Here is a 17,961-nt window from a genome sequence, read left to right as displayed (position 1 = left end):
GGCAGAGGCCGTGACGGTTCATCAGCGCGATTGGCACGCATTTGTCACACCCGGAAAAGACGGCGCGGTTCACATGGACCTCGCCGTTGACGGGATCACCTGTGCTGCGTGCATGGGGGAGATCGAACGCGGTTTGAAACGTCTGCCGGGTATCCGGACCGCGCGGGTTAACCTGACAAGTCACCGCCTGGCCGTGGACTGGGTTGAAGACCAGACTGGCGCCGATGAAATCGTGTCCGAACTGGCGCGTCTTGGATATACCGCGCATCCCTTTGATCCTGCGAGTCAGAAGGAACGTCAGGACAAGACCGGCAAGCAGTTGTTGCGCTGTCTTGCCGTTGCGGGCTTTGCCGGCATGAACATCATGCTTCTGTCGGTGTCGGTGTGGTCGGGCAATGCTACCGATATCACGCCGGAAACCAGGGATTTCTTCCATTGGCTTTCGGCGTTGATCGCCTTGCCGACGGTTGCCTATGCCGGGCGTCCTTTTGTCAAGAGCGCTTTCAACGCCCTCGCTGCCGGGCGCCTGAACATGGACGTTCCGATTGTCATCGGCGTGTTTCTGGCCGTTGCCCTATCAGTCGTTCAAACCTTGCAGCATCAGCATCATGCCTATTTTGAATCGGCGGTGATGCTGCTGTTCTTTTTGCTCGTCGGCCGCTACCTCGATCACAACATGCGCGGACGCACGCGTTCGTTCGCCGAAAACATCGCTGCGCTGAAGGCGGAAGTTGCCGCCAGGATCAATCCTGATGGGACGGTGCGGGAAGTTCCGCTTTCCAAGGTCAACTCAGGCGATCTTGTGCTGGTGTCGGGCGGTGAGCGGGTTCCGATCGATGGTGTCGTGGAAACGGGCCAGTCGGAAATCGATCAGAGCCTCGTCACCGGCGAGAGCGTTCTGGTTCCGGTAAAACCCGGGCAACGTGTTTATGCCGGCACTCTGAACGGGGCAGGGGCCCTTCAAGTGCGCGTTGAGGCTGCTTCAGGGGCAACTTTGCTGGACGAAGTCAACCGGTTGCTGGAAGCTGCTTCCCAGGCGAAATCGAAATATGTCCGCATCGCAGATCGTGCAGCGCGTCTATATGCGCCCTTGGTGCACGGTGCAGCTGCACTGACTTTCCTGGGCTGGCTGCTCGCCGGATTGTCATGGCAACCGGCTCTGGTGATTTCCATCTCCGTATTGATCATCACCTGTCCATGTGCTTTGGGTCTGGCCGTTCCCGCAGTTCAGGTTGTTGCTTCTGGGCAGCTGTTCAGAAGCGGTATCTTGTTGAACTCAGGGGACGCCATCGAACGGTTGTCGGATATCGACACCATCCTCTTCGACAAGACCGGCACGCTCACGCTTGCCGAGCCCGATCTTTGCGGATCTCTGAACGCCGATGACGAGCTGATCAATCTGGCCGGCCGCCTTGCACTCGCAAGCCGTCATCCGCTATCGGCAGCGCTGGTGAAGGCAACCGGAGCGCTGGTTCCCCTGCCCAATGTGGCAGAAGTTTCCGGTGCTGGTCTGGAAACAATCGTCAATGGCGAAGTGTTTCGTCTGGGTAGCCCGCTTTATTGCGGTGCCGGACAGGAAGACATCGAGCAGGCATTGAAAGCCACACCTGGAGCTTCATTGCTTGCAATTCGATACGGTGACAAGCCCGTCCGACTGCTTGCATTCCGTCAGCGCCTTCGCCCGGATGCCGGAGAGGTTGTCAGGCTTCTCACCGAACAGGGGTATAAGCTTGAGATCCTGTCCGGTGATACTGAGCCCGCTGTCAGGGATTGTGCCGAAACGCTTGAGGTTGCAGATTGGCGTGCCGGTATGAAGCCTGCGCAGAAGATAGCGCGCCTGGAAGAATTGCAGCGTCAGGGCAGGAAGGTGTTGATGGTCGGAGACGGCCTTAATGATGCACCGGCTCTTGCTGGCGCGCATGTGTCTTTGTCTCCGGTTTCGGCTGTCCATCTCAGCCAGGCCGCAGCCGATGCAGTGTTTCTCGGCGAAAAACTCATGCCGGTTGCTGATGCCCTTCGGCTTTCGAGGAAAGCGCGGGCTGCCATTGAGCAGAACCTCTGGATTTCGGCACTTTACAATGTCATAGCCGTACCGATTGCCGTCGCCGGCTTTGTAACGCCGCTCATGGCGGCGGTCGCTATGTCTGCTTCTTCACTTGCTGTGACAGCAAATGCCTTGAAACTGCGCTGGGGAGAAGTTAACCGGAGCCTGCCTTCTGGTTCTAAAGACTACTCAAATCGGGAGCCGTGAGGATAATCGTTCATGGACGTGTTGATTTACCTGATCCCGATCGCATTGTTTCTGGGTGGACTGGGGCTGGTCGCCTTCCTCTGGTCGCTGAAGAGCGGTCAATATGACGATCTTGAAGGCGCCAAATGGCGCATTCTGGATGATGATGATCTGCCGGACTGACTTTCCGGAATGATCTCAAACCTTTGGTGCAAACAGACGTAAGTTTTCTTGACAGGCACGCGTGCCGTGACCTACCGCTCTTATTGTGAATTTTACGAGGGAGAATTCGTATGGAGCGGTTTCCCGAGGCGAACAAGCCCGGCTACGCGGTCTATTCAAAGGCGTCGCTGGCCATTTATGACGCTCTTGTTCTCGGACTTTCAAACCGCTTCATCTGGCGGTGTCCAAGCGAATTCCTGACAGCGCTCTACAATCGGAACCTTTCAGAGGACCACTTGGATATCGGGGTTGGCACCGGCTATTTTCTCGATAAGGCCAGGTTTCCGGTTTCTGCACCGAAAGTGACGCTCATGGACCCGAACGAGCTCTGCCTTCAGAAGGCCGCCTCGAGGATCGCAAGATATGATCCCATTTCAGTTCAGGCAGACGCTCTCATTCTCTGGCCGGAAGCACTTGGGTCGTTTCGCTCTATCGGATTGAACTATCTGCTGCATTGTCTGCCGGGGACGATGAGCGAAAAGTCGGTTCTATTTGATCACCTAAAGCCTCATCTCGCCGAAAGTGGAACTCTTTTCGGGGCGACCATCCTGCAAGGAAACGCACCCCGTTCGGCGCTGGCCCGCAAACTCATGCGGATCTACAACGGCAAAGGTGTCTTCTCGAATGAGAACGATACGCAAGAAGGGCTGGAAACAGAATTGTCCCGTCGGTTCAGGAACGTGGACATCGAAATGATGGGTTGTGTGGCGCTGTTTTCGGCAAGCGAACCCGTCTAGAGCCTTTCCGGGAATGACCGGACGTGCCTAAATCCCGGGAACGGCCGAAATTGCCATGCACACGGCGATCAGGACAAGGCCGACGCCCGAAACCAACAGAGCATTTTCGCGCAGAAATTCAGCGAAGCCTGTGTGTGGCTGGGCGTTGTCGAACGAGAAGATATCTTCCTCGTCGACATGTTCAGCCTGATGAAAACTGGGTCTTGCAAATGTTGGCACAGGAGCCTCGGTTTTTGTTTTTGTTGTGGCGGCAACATGAGGTAGCACCCCTGAAAGTCCCGTTAATTGAATAGCGGAGAAAAAGTTAATTCACCGCAACATTACCAAGGTGTGAAACCGAGCGCCGAATATCCGGTCGTCGGGTAAACGCTGTGTTGAGGCGATGGGGACCGCATGAGAATATGTGGTGCAACGATGAAGGAAGCAGACGCGTGTGCGGGCTAACTCATTGTTCAGACTTTCATGTCAAGACTTTGGGGAAACAAGGAGGATTAGGTGAGCCTGGATCTTGCCTCTCTGACATTTTTGCTGGTTGAAGACAGTGCTTACATGCGGACGATCCTGCGCACGATGCTGCAGGGCTTCGGCGCACGCCGCATTGTGGAAGCCGAGGACGGAGCATCCGGTCTCGAGGCGATGGACCGTGCGAACCCGGATATCCTTATTCTGGACTGGGTCATGCCCATTCTGGACGGGGCGGACATGGTGCGCATGATCCGCAGTCCCAACAATCCCTTTGCCTATATACCGATCATCATGGTCACAGCGCATACCGAGCGCAGCCGGATTGTTGAAGCGCGCCGTCTCGGTGTTCATGAGCTTCTGTCCAAACCGATCTCGGCCAAATCGCTCTACCAGCGGGTATCGAGTGTGATCCTGCATCCGCGCGACTTCATCAAGACAGCGACCTATTTTGGCCCGGCCCCTCGCGAAATTCGCAACAGGCAGAAAATCTGGCAGGGTGGCCCCGGTCAACCGCCTGAACAAGGCGGGCAGGGCGAAGAGGGCGCTGAGAACGTCACTGCGATCGGCTAAGCTGACGATGTATTTTCGAAAAGTGTTGGCGGATTCAATGCGGTATGCAGATTACGCTGCGGCGATTGATCCAACTGATTGCGGATTGCCTTGTGCAGCCGCCGTGGCATTTGCTTCCAGGTTATCTGCAAACTCTGCCAGCACATCCAGATCCACCGTGTAGTGGTCCAGCAGGAATTGGGAAAGAACATCAATCGGAAGATGCTGATAGCCGTCTATCGCTGCCATCAGTGCTTCAAATGTGTCCAGCCGTTCACGCAGCTTGATCATCGTCATCCGCTAAATTGATTTTCTTTCACTTTGGAAGTTTATAGTTAATAGTACGTAAATCTGACAAGTGCAAGCAGGTGTGACATCTTGCTCTTTTCCACCTTTGATCTCCACAAACTTTTTTGCCCTCAAGTAGCTGAATTGCTGGCAATATGCCCGCTTCGGTTACATGCTGGCCCGGTAGTATGAGGAAGTTTATTCATGGCCAAAGTCATCCATATCCTAAACGGACCGAACCTGAACCTTCTGGGAAAGCGGGAGCCGGAGATCTACGGTTACCAGACGTTGGATGACGTATGCCAGCTCTGCGAAGAGGAGGCTGGTGAACTTGGTTTGCAGATCGAGTTTCGCCAAAGCAATGCCGAGCATCAGCTGGTTGACTGGGTGCAGGAAGCGAGAGAAGCAGCTAGCGGTATCATTATCAATCCCGCAGCCTATTCGCATACGTCTGTTGCCATCCTGGATGCGTTGAATGCCTGCACTTTTCCGATAATTGAAGTGCACATTTCAAACATACACAAACGCGAGAGCTTCCGGCACCATTCCTACGTGTCGGCCCGCGCAGACGGTGTCATCGCCGGCTGCGGCACGCAAGGATACCTGCTGGCTCTAAAACGTATCGCGACATTGCTGAAAGGCGACTGAGCACGGGAACATGGCTAACTGTTGTTGCCTCTGCCCGTCAGTACCCGTTTCCCCTGAAGAATTCTCTTATTATCGTTTGGTATAAAACGGTTATGTCGACTGCGATTGACCGCGCCTGGATATAGATGAGATCGTATTCAAGGCGCATACGGGCGGACAGTTCCGTATTGGTTTCGCCGCGGCAACCATTGACCTGTGCGAGTCCGGTAATGCCTGGTCGCACTACATGGCGGTCCATGTAACGTCGATCGAACTCTTCATACGGAACACCGGCGGCAAGCATTCTCGGAACATGAGGACGGGGCCCGACCAGGGACATTTCCCCAATAAGGACGTTGATCAGCTGAGGCAGTTCATCGAAATTGCTCTTTCGGAGAAAACGCCCGATCCGGGTAACGCGCGGGTCATCGGTAACAGTTTGAAGAACACCTGAAGTATCGCACATGTGCATGTGCATCGTTCTGAACTTCAGGATCGTGAAGAGCGTTCCGTTCAATCCAATTCTTTGCTGACGAAAAAAGACCGGTCCAGGGCTCGTCAACTTGATTGCAACCGCAATCGCTGCCAGGAGAGGAAACAGGAGCACCAACCCCACGGAGGCACCTGCAATATCCAGCGTTCGTTTGAGAAAGTCTTCCAGCTTCTGCCTTGTTGTCTGATCCTCGATCAGGGGAGTGCTGAAAACGATGCTCTTTCGACGCAGTTTCCGCCGCCACTCAACATATTCAGCAAGCGCGACGACTTGCCGGTGGCTATTTTCAGCTGCATATGTGCCTGTCTTGTTTGCCAAGCTTTCCCAGCCTCAACTCATGACGCGTGCGTATGAGAATGTGCGGACTTAATCTTATTGAGTTGTTGCCGCTTACGCTACGGATTAGTTAATAAGTGGTTAATCAAACTCGAAAAACTTTGCCTGTTAACAAATCGGTTACCATTTGAAGAGGCGGTATGCAACTTTGCCGACAGTCTGGGGAAGTTAAATATTTGTAATTCCAGACAGCAATACGCCGGGCAGGGTTCTGTCCGGCGCTGTTTGAAGAGGCATGGAATGAAGCTGTTTCACCAGCCTAGTAGCTGCGGCCAACGCTTTCATATTCAAAGCCCTGACCGGTCATGTAATCTGGCTTGTAAATATTCCGAAGGTCGACGACCTTCGGATCCTTGACCAGAGATTTGACACGTTCAAGATCAAGTGCGCGGAACTGGTCCCACTCGGTCACAATGACGACCACATCCGCATTTTCAATTGCGTGATAGGGACCGTCACAGAAGAGAACGCCGGACATGACCTTGCTGGCTTCTTCCATGCTGGCCGGGTCGTACGCACGGAGCTTGGCACCAGCTTCCTGAAGCTTTTCGACAATGTCGATGCTGGGAGCATCGCGCATATCGTCGGTGTTCGGTTTGAAGGCAAGTCCGAGCAACGCAATTGTTTTGCCGTTGACGTCGCCATCCATGAAATCGATGATCTTTTGAGCCATCTTCTTCTTCCGCGCCGCATTCACTTCGATCACGGAGTCAACGATCTTCAGGCCGGTGTTGGCATCTGCAGCGATTTTTGAAAGCGCGAGCGTGTCCTTGGGAAAACAGGAACCTCCATATCCGGGTCCGGCATGCAGAAACTTGCCGCCGATGCGGTTGTCGAGGCCGATGCCCCGGGAGATTTCCTGAACGTTTGCACCGACCTTTTCGCACAAGTCGGCAATTTCGTTGATGAAAGTGATCTTCACTGCAAGGAAGGCATTCGCCGCATATTTGATCAGCTCTGATGTTCGCCGTTTGGTGACGATGATCGGCGTTTCGTTGAGGTAAAGCGGGCGGTAAAGTTCCTGCATGACTTCAACCGCTTGAGAGCTTTCGGTGCCGACGACAACCCGGTCCGGGCGTTTGAAGTCGTTGATGGCGGCTCCTTCGCGCAGGAATTCCGGATTGGAAACAACGGCAAAATCCGCATCCGGATTTGTTTTCCGAATGATGGCTTCAACTTCATCACCTGTTCCCACTGGAACGGTCGACTTCGTCACGACAACGGTGAAACCGTCGATCAGTCCGGCAATTTCTTCTGCGGCCGCGTAAACGTAGGAAAGGTCTGCATGGCCGTCGCCGCGTCGGGTTGGTGTGCCGACTGCAATGAAGACCGCGTCCGCCTGTCTGATGGCCTCGGCCGGGTCAGTCGTGAAAAAGAGCCTTTCTTCCTCAACGTTCTTGGCGACGAGTTCCTGCAGACCCGGTTCGTAGATCGGGATCTCGCCGTTGTTCAAGGCGTCGATTTTTGTCGCGTCTTTGTCAATGCAGGTCACCACGTGACCAAAATCGGCAAAACATGTTCCGGAAACCAGACCGACATAGCCGGTCCCAATCATTGCAACGCGCATTTTGAATTCCAGTTCCTAAACAGGTGTCCCGAACAATTGGGACTTAAAGGTCTCGTTTTCAGACAGCTTTCAAGCTGCACAGCCCCTAACACGACTGACAAGCCGATTGCTACCCTCATCGGTCCTTTGACCTGCGCAGATTGCCGCGTTTCCGGATCCTGCGCTGGCTGTTCTGGATTTGGAGATCATACCGTCAGAAACCGTCGCACCTCGACTTCTGAGAGATTAGTGCCCTTGCCGGAAAGAACGATTTCGCCCCTGTCCATGACCGCGTAGTCATCTGCCAGATCACGGGCGAACTCGAAATACTGTTCCACGAGTACGATCGCCATGGAGCCTTGATCGCGTAACCAGGCGATCGCCTTGCCGATATCCTTGATGATCGACGGCTGAATACCCTCGGTCGGTTCGTCCAGCACCAGCAAGCGAGGTCGCGTGACCAGGGCGCGCGCGATGGCGAGTTGTTGCTGCTGTCCCCCGGAGAGATCGCCTCCGCGCCGTCCGAGCATATCCTTCAGGACAGGGAAGAGATCAAAGATCGTATCGGGAATTCTGCGATCCGCCCGCTTTAACGGGGCATATCCTGTTTCAAGATTTTCCTTGACGGAAAGCAGTGGGAAGATCTCGCGGCCTTGCGGAACGACGGCAATGCCCTTTTTCGCGCGGGCATAGGGGGCAAGAGTGGAAATGTCTTCACCGTCCCAGAGTATTTTTCCGTGACTGATGCCGTGCTGGCCTGCAACGGCACGCAAGGTTGAAGTCTTGCCGACACCGTTACGACCCAGCAGACAGGTGACCTTGCCGATTTCCGCAGTCAGCGAAACGGATTTCAAGGCCTGTGCAGCTCCATAGTACAGGTCGACGTTTTCAACTTTCAGCATGGTTCAGCGTCCCAGATAGACTTCAACAACCCGCTCATCCGCGGACACATGATCGAGGGACCCTTCGGCCAGGACAGATCCTTCGTGCAGAACGGTGACCTTGACGCCGAGCGAACGCACAAAAACCATGTCATGTTCAACGACGACAACGGAATGGTCCTGTGCGATGTCCTTGAGAAGGTCAGCGGTTTCCGCAGTCTCAGCGTCGGTCATACCGGCCGCCGGTTCGTCGACCAGCAGCAGTTTCGGATCCTGTGCCAGCAGCATGCCGATTTCCAGCCATTGCTTCTGGCCGTGGCTGAGATTGGCGGCCAATTCATGACGTTTTTTGCCGAGACGAATGAGATCCAGAAGGTAGTCGATGCGTTTCTTCTCAGAGTTTGCGATGACGTGGAAGAGCGTCGCAAACGGGCCTCTCGGGGCCTTGAGTGCCAGTTCCAGATTGTCCCAAACCGTGTGGCTTTCAAAAACTGTCGGTTTCTGAAATTTTCGCCCGATACCGAGCTCGACAATGGAAGCTTCGTCTTCACCGGTCAGGTCGACTGCCCCATTGAAATAGACATCTCCACTATCCGGACGGGTCTTGCCGGTAATTACATCCATCATGGTGGTCTTGCCGGCCCCGTTCGGACCGATGATTGCACGCATTTCACCAGGAGCAATGGTGAGCGACAATTCGTTCAGGGCTTTGAAGCCATCAAAGGAGACAGACACCCCGTCGAGATAAAGAAGGCTGGTGGCTCTGGCCATCATTCACTCCGCAGGCTGGGGGGCGGTGGGCCCCGGGGTATTGGAAGATGGGGTGGGCTCGACCAGATTGGCCGGGGCGGCAGGTGATTGTGGTGTAGATGCGGGAGGCACGTCTGACCCGGCTTCGTATGCCGCAGATATTTTGCGCGCTTTCAAGGCTGCCCAGCCAGCGCTGACGGTTCCAACTATACCCTTTGGCAGGAACAGGGTGACCAGGACGAAGAGGCCACCAAGGGCAAAGAGCCAGATATCAGGCAAAGCAGCGGTGAACCAGGTTTTGGCAAAGTTTACCAACACGGCTCCCAATACGGCGCCCACCAGCGTTGCGCGCCCACCAACAGCAACCCAGATGACCACCTCAATGGAGTTGGCAGGCGCGAACTCGCCCGGATTGATGATGCCGACCTGCGGAACGTAAAGCGCACCTGCGATGCCTGCCATCATGGCAGACAGGGTCCACACGAACAGCTTGTAATGCTCCACGCGATATCCCAGGAACCGGGTTCGGCTTTCGGCGTCGCGTACGGCAACAAGAACTTTGCCAAGCTTGGAACGAGTGACGGCGCGGCAGATGAGAAAACAAATGGCAAGTGCAAGGCCTGAAGCTGCGAACAGCCCGGCTCGGGTCGTGCCGGCTTGAATATCGAAGCCCAGGATGTCCTTGAAGTCCGTCAGACCGTTATTGCCGCCAAATCCCATGTCGTTGCGGAAAAAGGCCAGCAAGAGCGCATACGTGAGGGCCTGCGTGATAATCGAGAGGTATACGCCTGTGACCCGAGAGCGGAACGCGAACCAGCCGAAGACAAAGGCCAATGCGCCGGGCACGAGCAGGATCATCAGTGCGGCGAACCAGAACATGTCGAAGCCGTACCAGTACCACGGCAGGTCCTGCCAGTTCAGGAAGACCATGAAATCCGGCAGAACGGGATCGCCATAGACACCCCGTGTTCCGATCTGACGCATCAGGTACATGCCCATGGCGTAGCCGCCGAGTGCGAAGAAGGCAGCATGACCCAGTGAAAGAATACCGCAATAGCCCCAGACGAGATCGACCGCGAGCGCAAGCAGTGCATAGGTCAGGTATTTGCCCATCAGTGTGACCGCGTAGGTCGGCACATGGAAAGATGAGCTTTCCGGAACCAGCAGATTGCCTGCAGGCACCAGAATGATCGCAGCTCCAAGGATCGCGAGGAAGATTCCGGCGCGCGCATCCATTGCGCGGAAGAGGAACGAGGACATCATGCTTCAACTGCCCGGCCCTTGAGGGCGAACAGCCCCCGCGGACGCTTTTGAATAAAGAGAATGATGAAGACGAGCACAAAGATCTTGCCGAGAACGGCGCCGGCATAAGGTTCAAGGAACTTGTTGACGATACCGAGCGTCATGGCCCCGACCAGCGTGCCCCAAAGGTTTCCGACACCGCCGAATACGACCACCATGAAACTGTCGATGATGTAACCTTGACCAAGATTGGGTGAGACGTTGTCGATTTGAGAGAGTGCTACGCCGGCGATCCCGGCAATCCCTGACCCGAGACCAAAGGTGAGCGCGTCGATCCACGGAGTACGGATCCCCATGGATGCCGCCATGCGCCGGTTCTGCGTAACAGCACGGGTGTAGAGCCCGAATGGTGTCTTCTTGAGAACCAGCATCAATCCGGCAAAGACCAGCAGCGCGAAAACGATGATCCACATCCGGTTATAGGTGATGGTCATTTGACCGAGGTCGAAAGCACCTGACATCCAGTCGGGATTGCCGACTTCCCGGTTGGTTGGCCCAAAAATCGAACGCACCGCCTGTTGCAGGATCAGCGAGATGCCCCATGTGGCCAACAATGTTTCCAGTGGACGTCCGTAAAGCCATCGGATCACGCCGCGTTCGATCCCGATGCCGATGAGACCCGCTGCAAGGAAAGCGAGCGGCAAGGCGATGAACAGGGAATATTCAAAAAGCCCAGGCGCGGAAGTTCGGATCAGTTCCTGCACGACAAAGGTCGTGTAGGCACCGATCATCACCATCTCGCCATGCGCCATATTGATGACACCCATCACGCCGAACGTGATGGCAAGTCCGATGGCCGCGAGCAAAAGGACGGAGCCGAGTGAGAGGCCATACCAGACATTCTGAGCCGTATCCCAGGCGGCGAGAGATTTTTCGATTTTTGCTACGGCACGGTTAGCTGCATCGCGAACAGCACCTTCGGAGGCATGTTGAACGCCTATCAGCAAGGACAGCGCTTCTCTGTCGCCCATGGCGGCAAGTGTATTGATCGCATCCAGCTTGTCCGCCTCACTGGAGCTTGAACTCAGAACAGCTGCCGCGCGAGCCTGCTCCATGATCAGGCGAACGCTATCGTCGGTCTCGACCGCGATAGCGGCGTCTAGTGCTTCGATGCTGTCAGGCTTTCTGGCCTTGAACATGGCAGTGGCGGCAGCCTTTCTCACCTCCGGCGCCGGAGCCATCAAGGTAAGCGAACCGAGTGCCGCACGAACGACCCGTCTCAGTTTGTTGTTTACCTTGATCTTCTTGACTTCGCGTTTGCCGGCTTCGCCTGCTGCTTCAAGGGTCAGCGGGTCCGTGAGGGCAAAGGATTTTCCGGATTTTTGCGAGATGAAGACTGCACCATCCGACTTGCGGAAATAGAGACTTCCAGCCCCAAGCGCTTCCAGTGCTGGAGCGACAATGGGGTCGCCGGTTGCGACGAGGGCTTCGATCTGTTGTTCGGTCTCGGCGTATTTTCCCTTTGCCAACTCGTTGACCAACTGGCGAAGAGTATCCGGATCCGATTGCGCAGCCACCGGTGCGGCCAGGGCCGACAGCAGGCAAAGATACACAAGGAGCGATTTCAAGAAGGACATTGGCCCACCGGGTTTGGAAAATCAGAAAGGGCCGGGCTTGCGTTTGCCCGGCCCAACTCTTTCGCGGACCTTAGGAACCTGAACCGCCGCACTTGCCCGTTGCGGTGTTGAAGTTTCCGCAGGACATCGGTGCGCGCCAGTCTGAAATCAGGTCTTTGGAACCTTCGAGATAGTCGGACCAGGCATCGCCAACGACGAGGCCGGACGTTTCCCATACGGTTTCGAATTGACCGTCTTCCTGGATCTCTCCAATCAGGACCGGCTTGGTGATGTGGTGGTTGGGCATCATTGCGGAATAACCGCCAGTCAGGTTCGGCACCGTCACGCCGACAATGGCATCGATGACCGCGTCAGGGTCGGTGGTGCCTGCTTTCTCGACCGCTTCAACCCACATGTTGAAGCCAATGAAATGGGCCTCCATCGGATCGTTGGTCACACGGTCTTCATCACCGACAAAGGCCTGCCAGGTTTCGATGAATTCGGCGTTGGCATCGGTGTCCGCGGACTGGAAGTAGTTCCAGGCGGCAAGGTGTCCGACGAGCGGAGCCGTATCGAGGCCGGCAAGTTCTTCTTCTCCGACGGAGAAAGCAACAACCGGAATGTCTTCAGCCTTGATGCCGGCATTCCCAAGCTCCTTGTAGAATGGAACGTTGGCATCGCCGTTGATGGTGGAGACAACCGCGGTTTTCTTGCCGGCAGAACCGAACGCCTTGATGTCGGACACGATCGTCTGCCAGTCGGAATGACCAAACGGCGTGTAGTTGATCATGATATCTTCTTCAGCCACGCCCTTGGATTTCAGGTAGGCTTCCAGAATCTTGTTGGTCGTGCGCGGATAGACATAATCGGTGCCCGCCAGCACCCAACGCTCGACACCTTCCTCGTTCATCAGGTAGTCGACAGCCGGGATAGCCTGCTGGTTCGGGGCGGCACCCGTATAGAAGACATTGCGCTGTGACTCTTCACCCTCATACTGGACCGGGTAGAACAGCAGGGAGTTAAGTTCTTCAAACACCGGCAGAACGGATTTGCGGGACACGGAAGTCCAGCAGCCGAAGACCGCGTCCACGCCGTTGACCTCGATCAGCTCACGAGCCTTTTCAGCGAAAAGCGGCCAGTCCGACGCGGGGTCGACAACGACAGCTTCGAGTTTCTTGCCAAGCAGGCCGCCTTTTTTGTTCTGCTCTTCGATGAGCATCAGCATCGCGTCTTTGAGGGTTGTTTCCGAAATCGCCATTGTGCCGGAAAGTGAGTGCAGGATGCCGACTTTGATCGTGTCCTCGGCAGCGGCGCCACCGATCATGGTGGAGGCCATCAAGCCAGCAAGAGCGAGTTTGGTGAAGGTCTTTTTCATGCGAGTTCCCCTTTTTGCGTCACCGGGTCCCGGCCGGTGAAAGGCGGCTGGAAGGCTTGCCGCCGTCGGGAAACGATGGTGCGACGGAAACGCTGCGCTGCAACATACGTCAATTGACGTAGTGCGGCTTCGGGGGACTTTTCGATCGTTGATGTCCGTTCGGCACGAAATGTGCTGAGACAACCTTCAAAAGAAAAATCGGGTGGAAATGCCGGCAATGACGTCAGGGCATTGCCGCAATAGTGGGCAAATGATGCGAAATGAGGCGGCGTTGATAAAGGTGTGGCGGGAAGGGGTGTCGAAATGAATGCCCGCCAACGCATTCTGCCGATCCGCCGCCGGTACAACAAATGGGTCAATAACCAGACCCTGGAAGACTATGCCTTGCGCTTTACCGCAAAGAGCGCGCGCAGGTTCTCTTCACGCGCGATATCTCAAACGGCAATCGGTGCGATTTCCTTTTTGGCGCTGGAAGCGATAGGTGGCGCAATCACTCTATCGCACGGAACGGCAAATGCGTTTCTGGCCATCATGGTCGGCAGTCTCGTGCTGCTTGTCATTGGATTGCCAATCAGCCGTTACGCAATGCGTTACGGCGTCGATATCGATCTTCTCACACGCGGCGCCGGTTTCGGATACATCGGATCGACGGTGACTTCGCTGATCTATGCCAGTTTCACCTTCATCCTGTTTGCGATTGAAGCGTCGATCATGTCGAGTGCGCTGGAATTCGCTTTCGGCATTCCGCTCTGGCTTGGTTACATTATCAGCGCCGTGGCTGTCATTCCGCTGGTAACTCACGGCATAACCTGGATCAGCCGTTTCCAACTGGCAACCCAACCATTCTGGATCATCCTGAACATTCTGCCATTTGTCTTCATCGCCTTTACCGACTGGCAGTCCGTCGGTAACTGGCTGACGTTTTCCGGTATCGATCCATTAACGCAGACCCCAAGCCTCGAACCGGGAGGTTGGAGCAGCGTCAGTCTTGTGGGTTTCGGAGCGGCATCGGCGGTCATTCTGGCGCTGATGGCGCAAATTGGCGAACAGGTCGACTTTCTGCGCTTCTTGCCGGCACAGGATTTTGCGGGACGGCGTCATCGCCTGGCTCTCTTTCTGGCCGGCCCCGGCTGGGTCGTTCTCGGAGCGCCGAAGATGATTGCCGGCTCCTTTCTTGCCGTTCTGGTTCTCTCTCACGCGGTGCCGGTGGAACATGCGGATGAGCCCTCACGCATGTATGCGATCGCCTTCGGCTACATGATCCCGAACGAGACGATTGTCTTGCTGTTGATGGCTGCATTCGTGGTCGTTGCACAGCTCAAGATCAATGTAATGAACGCCTATGCCGGGTCGCTCGCCTGGTCGAATTTCTTTTCGCGGTTGACACATTCCCACCCGGGACGGGTGGTCTGGCTGGTGTTCAATGTCGGGATCGCGCTGCTGCTTATGGAACTCGGCATCTATCGGTTGCTTGAGGAAACGCTCGGAGTGTTTTCCATCATCGCGATGGCCTGGCTCTCGGCCATATCGGCGGACCTCTTTATCAACAAGCCACTTGGCCTGTCACCGCCGGGAATTGAGTTCAAACGGGCTCATCTGTTCGACATCAATCCCGTCGGCACCGGGGCGATGTTTCTTGCAACTGCGGTTGCGCTTGCTGCTCATTTTGACCGGTTTGGCGACGAGGCTGCCGCCCTTGCGACATTCCTGGCTATGGGGCTTGCCTTTGTTACGGCGCCCCTGATCGCCTATGCGACAGGCGGAAGGTTTTATCTCGCCCGCAAACCCCGCCAGAATTGGCAGCGGGAAGCACAGATTTGTTGTTCCATTTGCGAAAATCCGTTTGAGCCTGAGGACATGGCTTATTGCCCGGCCTATCAGGCCCCGATCTGTTCACTGTGCTGCTCGCTGGACGCACGCTGTCACGATTCATGTAAGCAGAAAGCGAGAATTTCCCATCAAATCGGAACAGTGGCGAGCCTGCTTCTGCCGGAAAGTGTTCTTGCATGGTTTCGCACCCGTCTCGGGCGATATTCTCTGGCCTCCATGTTCTCGGTTGCCGGCATCGGGTTGACGCTTCTGGTCATCTATGCGCAGGCGGCGAACCGGTTGGGAGATCCGACAGGGATCATCGGACAAACCGTTTCTCTGATCTTCTTCGTCTTTGCGATCGTTGCGGGTGTCGCATGCTGGTTTCTTGTTCTTGCGCATGATACGCGGCGTGTCGCCGAAGAAGAATCCGTCCGGCAGAATGCCCTCCTGCAAAGGGAGATCGATGCGCATGGCGTTACCGATACGGCACTTCAAAAGGCCAAGGAAGATGCGGAGGCGGCCAACCTCGCAAAGAGTCGTTATGTTGTCGGGTTAAGTCACGAACTCAGAACACCGCTCAACGCGGTGATGGGATATGCGCAGATCCTTGAGCGGGATGAAACGCTGCCGGTGGCCCGAAGGCCTGCGGTCAGCACCATCCGGCGCAGTGCGGAACATCTTTCTGGTCTGATCGACGGGCTTCTCGACATTTCGCGGATCGAAGCAGGGCGATTGCAGGTCTATTCCAACGAGATCAACATTCTCGAATTTCTGGAACAGATCGTTGACATGTTCCGGATGCAGGCTTCTGCCAAAGGACTGAGGTTTGAGTACGAACCACCGGGAAATCTTCCGACCTTCGTGCGGACGGACGAGAAGCGCCTTCGTCAGATCCTCGTCAATCTGCTGTCAAACGCCATCAAATTCACCGATACGGGAACCGTTTCGCTGAAAGTGGCCTACCGCTCGCAGGTTGCGTGTTTCACGGTGAGCGACAGCGGACCGGGAATTGCACTGGACGAGCAGACCAAAGTCTTTGAACCGTTCGGTCGCAGCAAGGCAGCGAACGGATCACGAACGCCCGGTTTGGGTCTCGGGCTGACGATTACCAAGCTTCTGACAGAAACAATGGGTGGAGCGATTGCCCTGGCCAGCGATCCGGGCAAAGGTGCTGTCTTTGAAGTACGGTTGATGCTGGCAGCTGTCGATAGGCCGGTGGACACCGTCCGCCTTGAGAAGCAGGTACGGGGATATGAGGGGCCTCGCCGGACAATCGCCGTAGTCGATGACAATGCCGATCATCGAGCCTTGGTGAAAGATATCCTCCAACCACTCGGTTTCTCAGTCGTTGAGGCCTCAAGCGGGGTTGATTGTCTCGCATCGGTTGGCCAATTGAAACCAGACCTCTTTCTCGTAGATATCCTGATGCCGGGTATGAATGGCTGGGAGCTGGCTGGTGGCCTGCGCAATCATGGTGTCAGTGCGCCCATTGTCATGCTTTCCGCAAACATAGGCGATCAGGCCCTGCGCCCGGCCGGTCCGGCCAATCATGATGCCACTCTGGCAAAGCCCTTCGACCTCGGTCAGCTGCTTGATCTTCTGCAAAAACACCTCGGCATAACGTGGGCGGAAAAACCGACGGACAGCGGCGCAGCATCGCTGGAACCGCAGTGCTTCCACTCGCCCGGCGGAAAGCACGTTGCCGATCTCATTTCGCTTGGTGAAATCGGCTTTGTGGAGGGAATTGAGGCCAAGCTGAAAGAACTCGCGGAAACACCGCGGAACCGGCCATTGACCGACACGCTGCATGGCCATCTCAACCGATTTGACTTCGAAGCCTACAGAAAAGTTCTGAGGGGATTGGAGACATATGACAAATGAACGTCGCGATACGGTTCTGGTCGTCGATGACAGTCCGGAAACGCTCGGATTTGTAACCGAGGCACTGAAGAAGTCCGGGATAACTGTCCTTGTCGCAACGAGTGGTGACGCTGCACTTTCAATTTGCATGAAAGTGACTCCCGATACCATTCTCATGGACGCCGTCATGCCCGGATTGGACGGGTTTGAAACCTGTGCCCGGATCAAGGCAAATTCTACTCTCAGGCACATTCCGGTGATTTTCATGACCGGGCTTTCGGAAACCGAGCACATCGTGAAGGCGCTTGATGCGGGCGGTGTGGACTTCCTGACGAAGCCGATTGATCTGGACGAGCTCGAAGCGAGGATCAGGGTGCATCTGAAAAATGCCCGTTCCGTCCAGAGTGCCCATGTCGCGCTGGATGCCGCGGGCCGGCACCTGGTCGCGGTCACGTCCGAAGGGACAGTCCTGTGGTCCACACCCCAGATCCAGAACCTGTTGGCCGGAACCGGAGCGGCAGACGAAACCTTGTATCGGCTGGGACGTGCGCTGGGCGAGTGGCTTGGCGCACAAGGTATCGACGGGAACTGGCGCAAGAGCTTCAGAATAGGCTTGTCGGAAAAACTTGGGGTGCAGGTATATCCCCTGGGACAGGTCGGGCCGGATGAAAACCTGTTCCGGGTGATGACCGAAAACGAGACCGAACAGCAAAAGGCCTTGAGAGGGCGGTTCGACCTGACACAACGTGAGGCCGAGGTTCTAACCTGGATCGCCAAAGGCAAGGCCAACAAGGATATCGGAGAAATCCTGCGGCTTTCGCCAAGGACGGTAAACAAGCACCTGGAACAGGTTTTTATCAAGCTTGGAGTGGAAAACCGGACGTCTGCTGCGGTCAAAGCAGCAGAAGTGATTTACGCTTTCTGATCAGGTG

Annotated in this window: 16 protein-coding genes; 7 read left to right on the top strand and 9 right to left on the bottom strand. The window is 55.7% G+C overall.

What is annotated here, in order from left to right:
• Positions 1 to 10 precede the first annotated feature (10 nt).
• From ABLQ08_RS04325 to ABLQ08_RS04315, 3 genes are all read left to right on the top strand, one after another.
• The gene (locus ABLQ08_RS04325) at positions 11 to 2,251 is read left to right on the top strand and encodes a cation-translocating P-type ATPase (protein WP_352939888.1); all 2,241 of its coding nucleotides are present in this window, start codon (positions 11 to 13) and stop codon (positions 2,249 to 2,251) included.
• A 12-nt stretch (positions 2,252 to 2,263) separates the two neighbouring features.
• The gene (gene ccoS / locus ABLQ08_RS04320) at positions 2,264 to 2,413 is read left to right on the top strand and encodes a cbb3-type cytochrome oxidase assembly protein CcoS (RefSeq protein WP_352939887.1); all 150 of its coding nucleotides are present in this window, start codon (positions 2,264 to 2,266) and stop codon (positions 2,411 to 2,413) included.
• 110 nt (positions 2,414 to 2,523) lie between these two features.
• Positions 2,524 to 3,189 carry a class I SAM-dependent methyltransferase gene (locus ABLQ08_RS04315; protein ID WP_352939886.1) on the top strand — a complete coding sequence of 222 codons (666 nt, stop codon included), beginning with the start codon at positions 2,524 to 2,526 and terminating at the stop codon, positions 3,187 to 3,189.
• A gap of 27 nt (positions 3,190 to 3,216) precedes the next feature.
• Here the strand turns inward: ABLQ08_RS04315 and ABLQ08_RS04310 are convergent, their stop codons facing one another.
• Positions 3,217 to 3,408: a hypothetical protein gene (locus ABLQ08_RS04310; RefSeq protein ID WP_352939885.1), complete on the bottom strand. Its 192-nt coding sequence runs from the start codon at positions 3,406 to 3,408 to the stop codon at positions 3,217 to 3,219.
• Between the two features lie 276 nt (positions 3,409 to 3,684).
• Here ABLQ08_RS04310 and ABLQ08_RS04305 point away from each other — a divergent pair, with 276 nt between their 5' ends.
• Positions 3,685 to 4,224, top strand: a complete 540-nt coding sequence (locus ABLQ08_RS04305; RefSeq protein WP_352939884.1) for a response regulator — start codon at positions 3,685 to 3,687, stop codon at positions 4,222 to 4,224.
• A 51-nt stretch (positions 4,225 to 4,275) separates the two neighbouring features.
• Here the strand turns inward: ABLQ08_RS04305 and ABLQ08_RS04300 are convergent, their stop codons facing one another.
• Positions 4,276 to 4,494, bottom strand: coding sequence for a hypothetical protein (locus ABLQ08_RS04300; protein ID WP_352939883.1), 219 nt, complete (start codon positions 4,492 to 4,494; stop codon positions 4,276 to 4,278).
• A 201-nt stretch (positions 4,495 to 4,695) separates the two neighbouring features.
• On the opposite strand from ABLQ08_RS04300, the gene aroQ reads away from it, so the two are divergent.
• The gene (gene aroQ, locus ABLQ08_RS04295; protein WP_352939882.1) at positions 4,696 to 5,139 is read left to right on the top strand and encodes a type II 3-dehydroquinate dehydratase; all 444 of its coding nucleotides are present in this window, start codon (positions 4,696 to 4,698) and stop codon (positions 5,137 to 5,139) included.
• 37 nt (positions 5,140 to 5,176) lie between these two features.
• On the opposite strand, the gene ABLQ08_RS04290 is transcribed toward aroQ, so the two are convergent.
• The 7 genes from ABLQ08_RS04290 to urtA all read right to left on the bottom strand — a co-directional run bounded on the left by ABLQ08_RS04290 (position 5,177) and on the right by urtA (position 13,357).
• Complete coding sequence (locus ABLQ08_RS04290; protein WP_352939881.1) at positions 5,177 to 5,929, bottom strand: sugar transferase; 753 nt, start codon at positions 5,927 to 5,929, stop codon at positions 5,177 to 5,179.
• Positions 5,930 to 6,206: 277 nt separating this feature from the next.
• A complete protein-coding gene (locus tag ABLQ08_RS04285) occupies positions 6,207 to 7,514 on the bottom strand; it encodes a UDP-glucose dehydrogenase family protein (protein WP_352939880.1) in 1,308 nt (435 codons plus the stop codon).
• A gap of 185 nt (positions 7,515 to 7,699) precedes the next feature.
• Complete coding sequence (urtE, locus tag ABLQ08_RS04280; protein WP_352939879.1) at positions 7,700 to 8,395, bottom strand: urea ABC transporter ATP-binding subunit UrtE; 696 nt, start codon at positions 8,393 to 8,395, stop codon at positions 7,700 to 7,702.
• Between the two features lie 3 nt (positions 8,396 to 8,398).
• Positions 8,399 to 9,145 (bottom strand): urea ABC transporter ATP-binding protein UrtD, encoded by a 747-nt coding sequence (gene urtD / locus ABLQ08_RS04275; RefSeq protein ID WP_352939878.1) that lies wholly within the window; start codon positions 9,143 to 9,145, stop codon positions 8,399 to 8,401.
• A 3-nt stretch (positions 9,146 to 9,148) separates the two neighbouring features.
• Positions 9,149 to 10,387, bottom strand: coding sequence for an urea ABC transporter permease subunit UrtC (gene urtC / locus ABLQ08_RS04270; protein ID WP_352939877.1), 1,239 nt, complete (start codon positions 10,385 to 10,387; stop codon positions 9,149 to 9,151).
• Positions 10,384 to 12,003 carry an urea ABC transporter permease subunit UrtB gene (urtB, locus tag ABLQ08_RS04265; protein ID WP_352939876.1) on the bottom strand — a complete coding sequence of 540 codons (1,620 nt, stop codon included), beginning with the start codon at positions 12,001 to 12,003 and terminating at the stop codon, positions 10,384 to 10,386. The genes urtC and urtB overlap by 4 nt, the downstream gene beginning before the upstream one ends.
• A gap of 70 nt (positions 12,004 to 12,073) precedes the next feature.
• A complete protein-coding gene (gene urtA / locus ABLQ08_RS04260; protein ID WP_352939875.1) occupies positions 12,074 to 13,357 on the bottom strand; it encodes an urea ABC transporter substrate-binding protein in 1,284 nt (427 codons plus the stop codon).
• Positions 13,358 to 13,660: 303 nt separating this feature from the next.
• On the opposite strand from urtA, the gene ABLQ08_RS04255 reads away from it, so the two are divergent.
• Both ABLQ08_RS04255 and ABLQ08_RS04250 read left to right on the top strand, forming a co-directional pair.
• On the top strand, positions 13,661 to 17,050 hold the full coding sequence (locus ABLQ08_RS04255; protein ID WP_352939874.1) for a hybrid sensor histidine kinase/response regulator: 3,390 nt from the start codon (positions 13,661 to 13,663) through the stop codon (positions 17,048 to 17,050).
• Positions 17,040 to 17,954 carry a response regulator gene (locus ABLQ08_RS04250; protein WP_352939873.1) on the top strand — a complete coding sequence of 305 codons (915 nt, stop codon included), beginning with the start codon at positions 17,040 to 17,042 and terminating at the stop codon, positions 17,952 to 17,954. Before ABLQ08_RS04255 ends, ABLQ08_RS04250 begins: the two co-directional genes overlap by 11 nt.
• Positions 17,955 to 17,961: the final 7 nt, after the last annotated feature.

Source organism: Roseibium sp. SCP14, assembly GCF_040329475.1.
Taxonomy (GTDB): Bacteria; Pseudomonadota; Alphaproteobacteria; order Rhizobiales; family Stappiaceae; genus Roseibium.
Note: the sequence above shows the minus strand (reverse complement) of the source record. Positions and strands in the feature narration are given on the sequence as shown.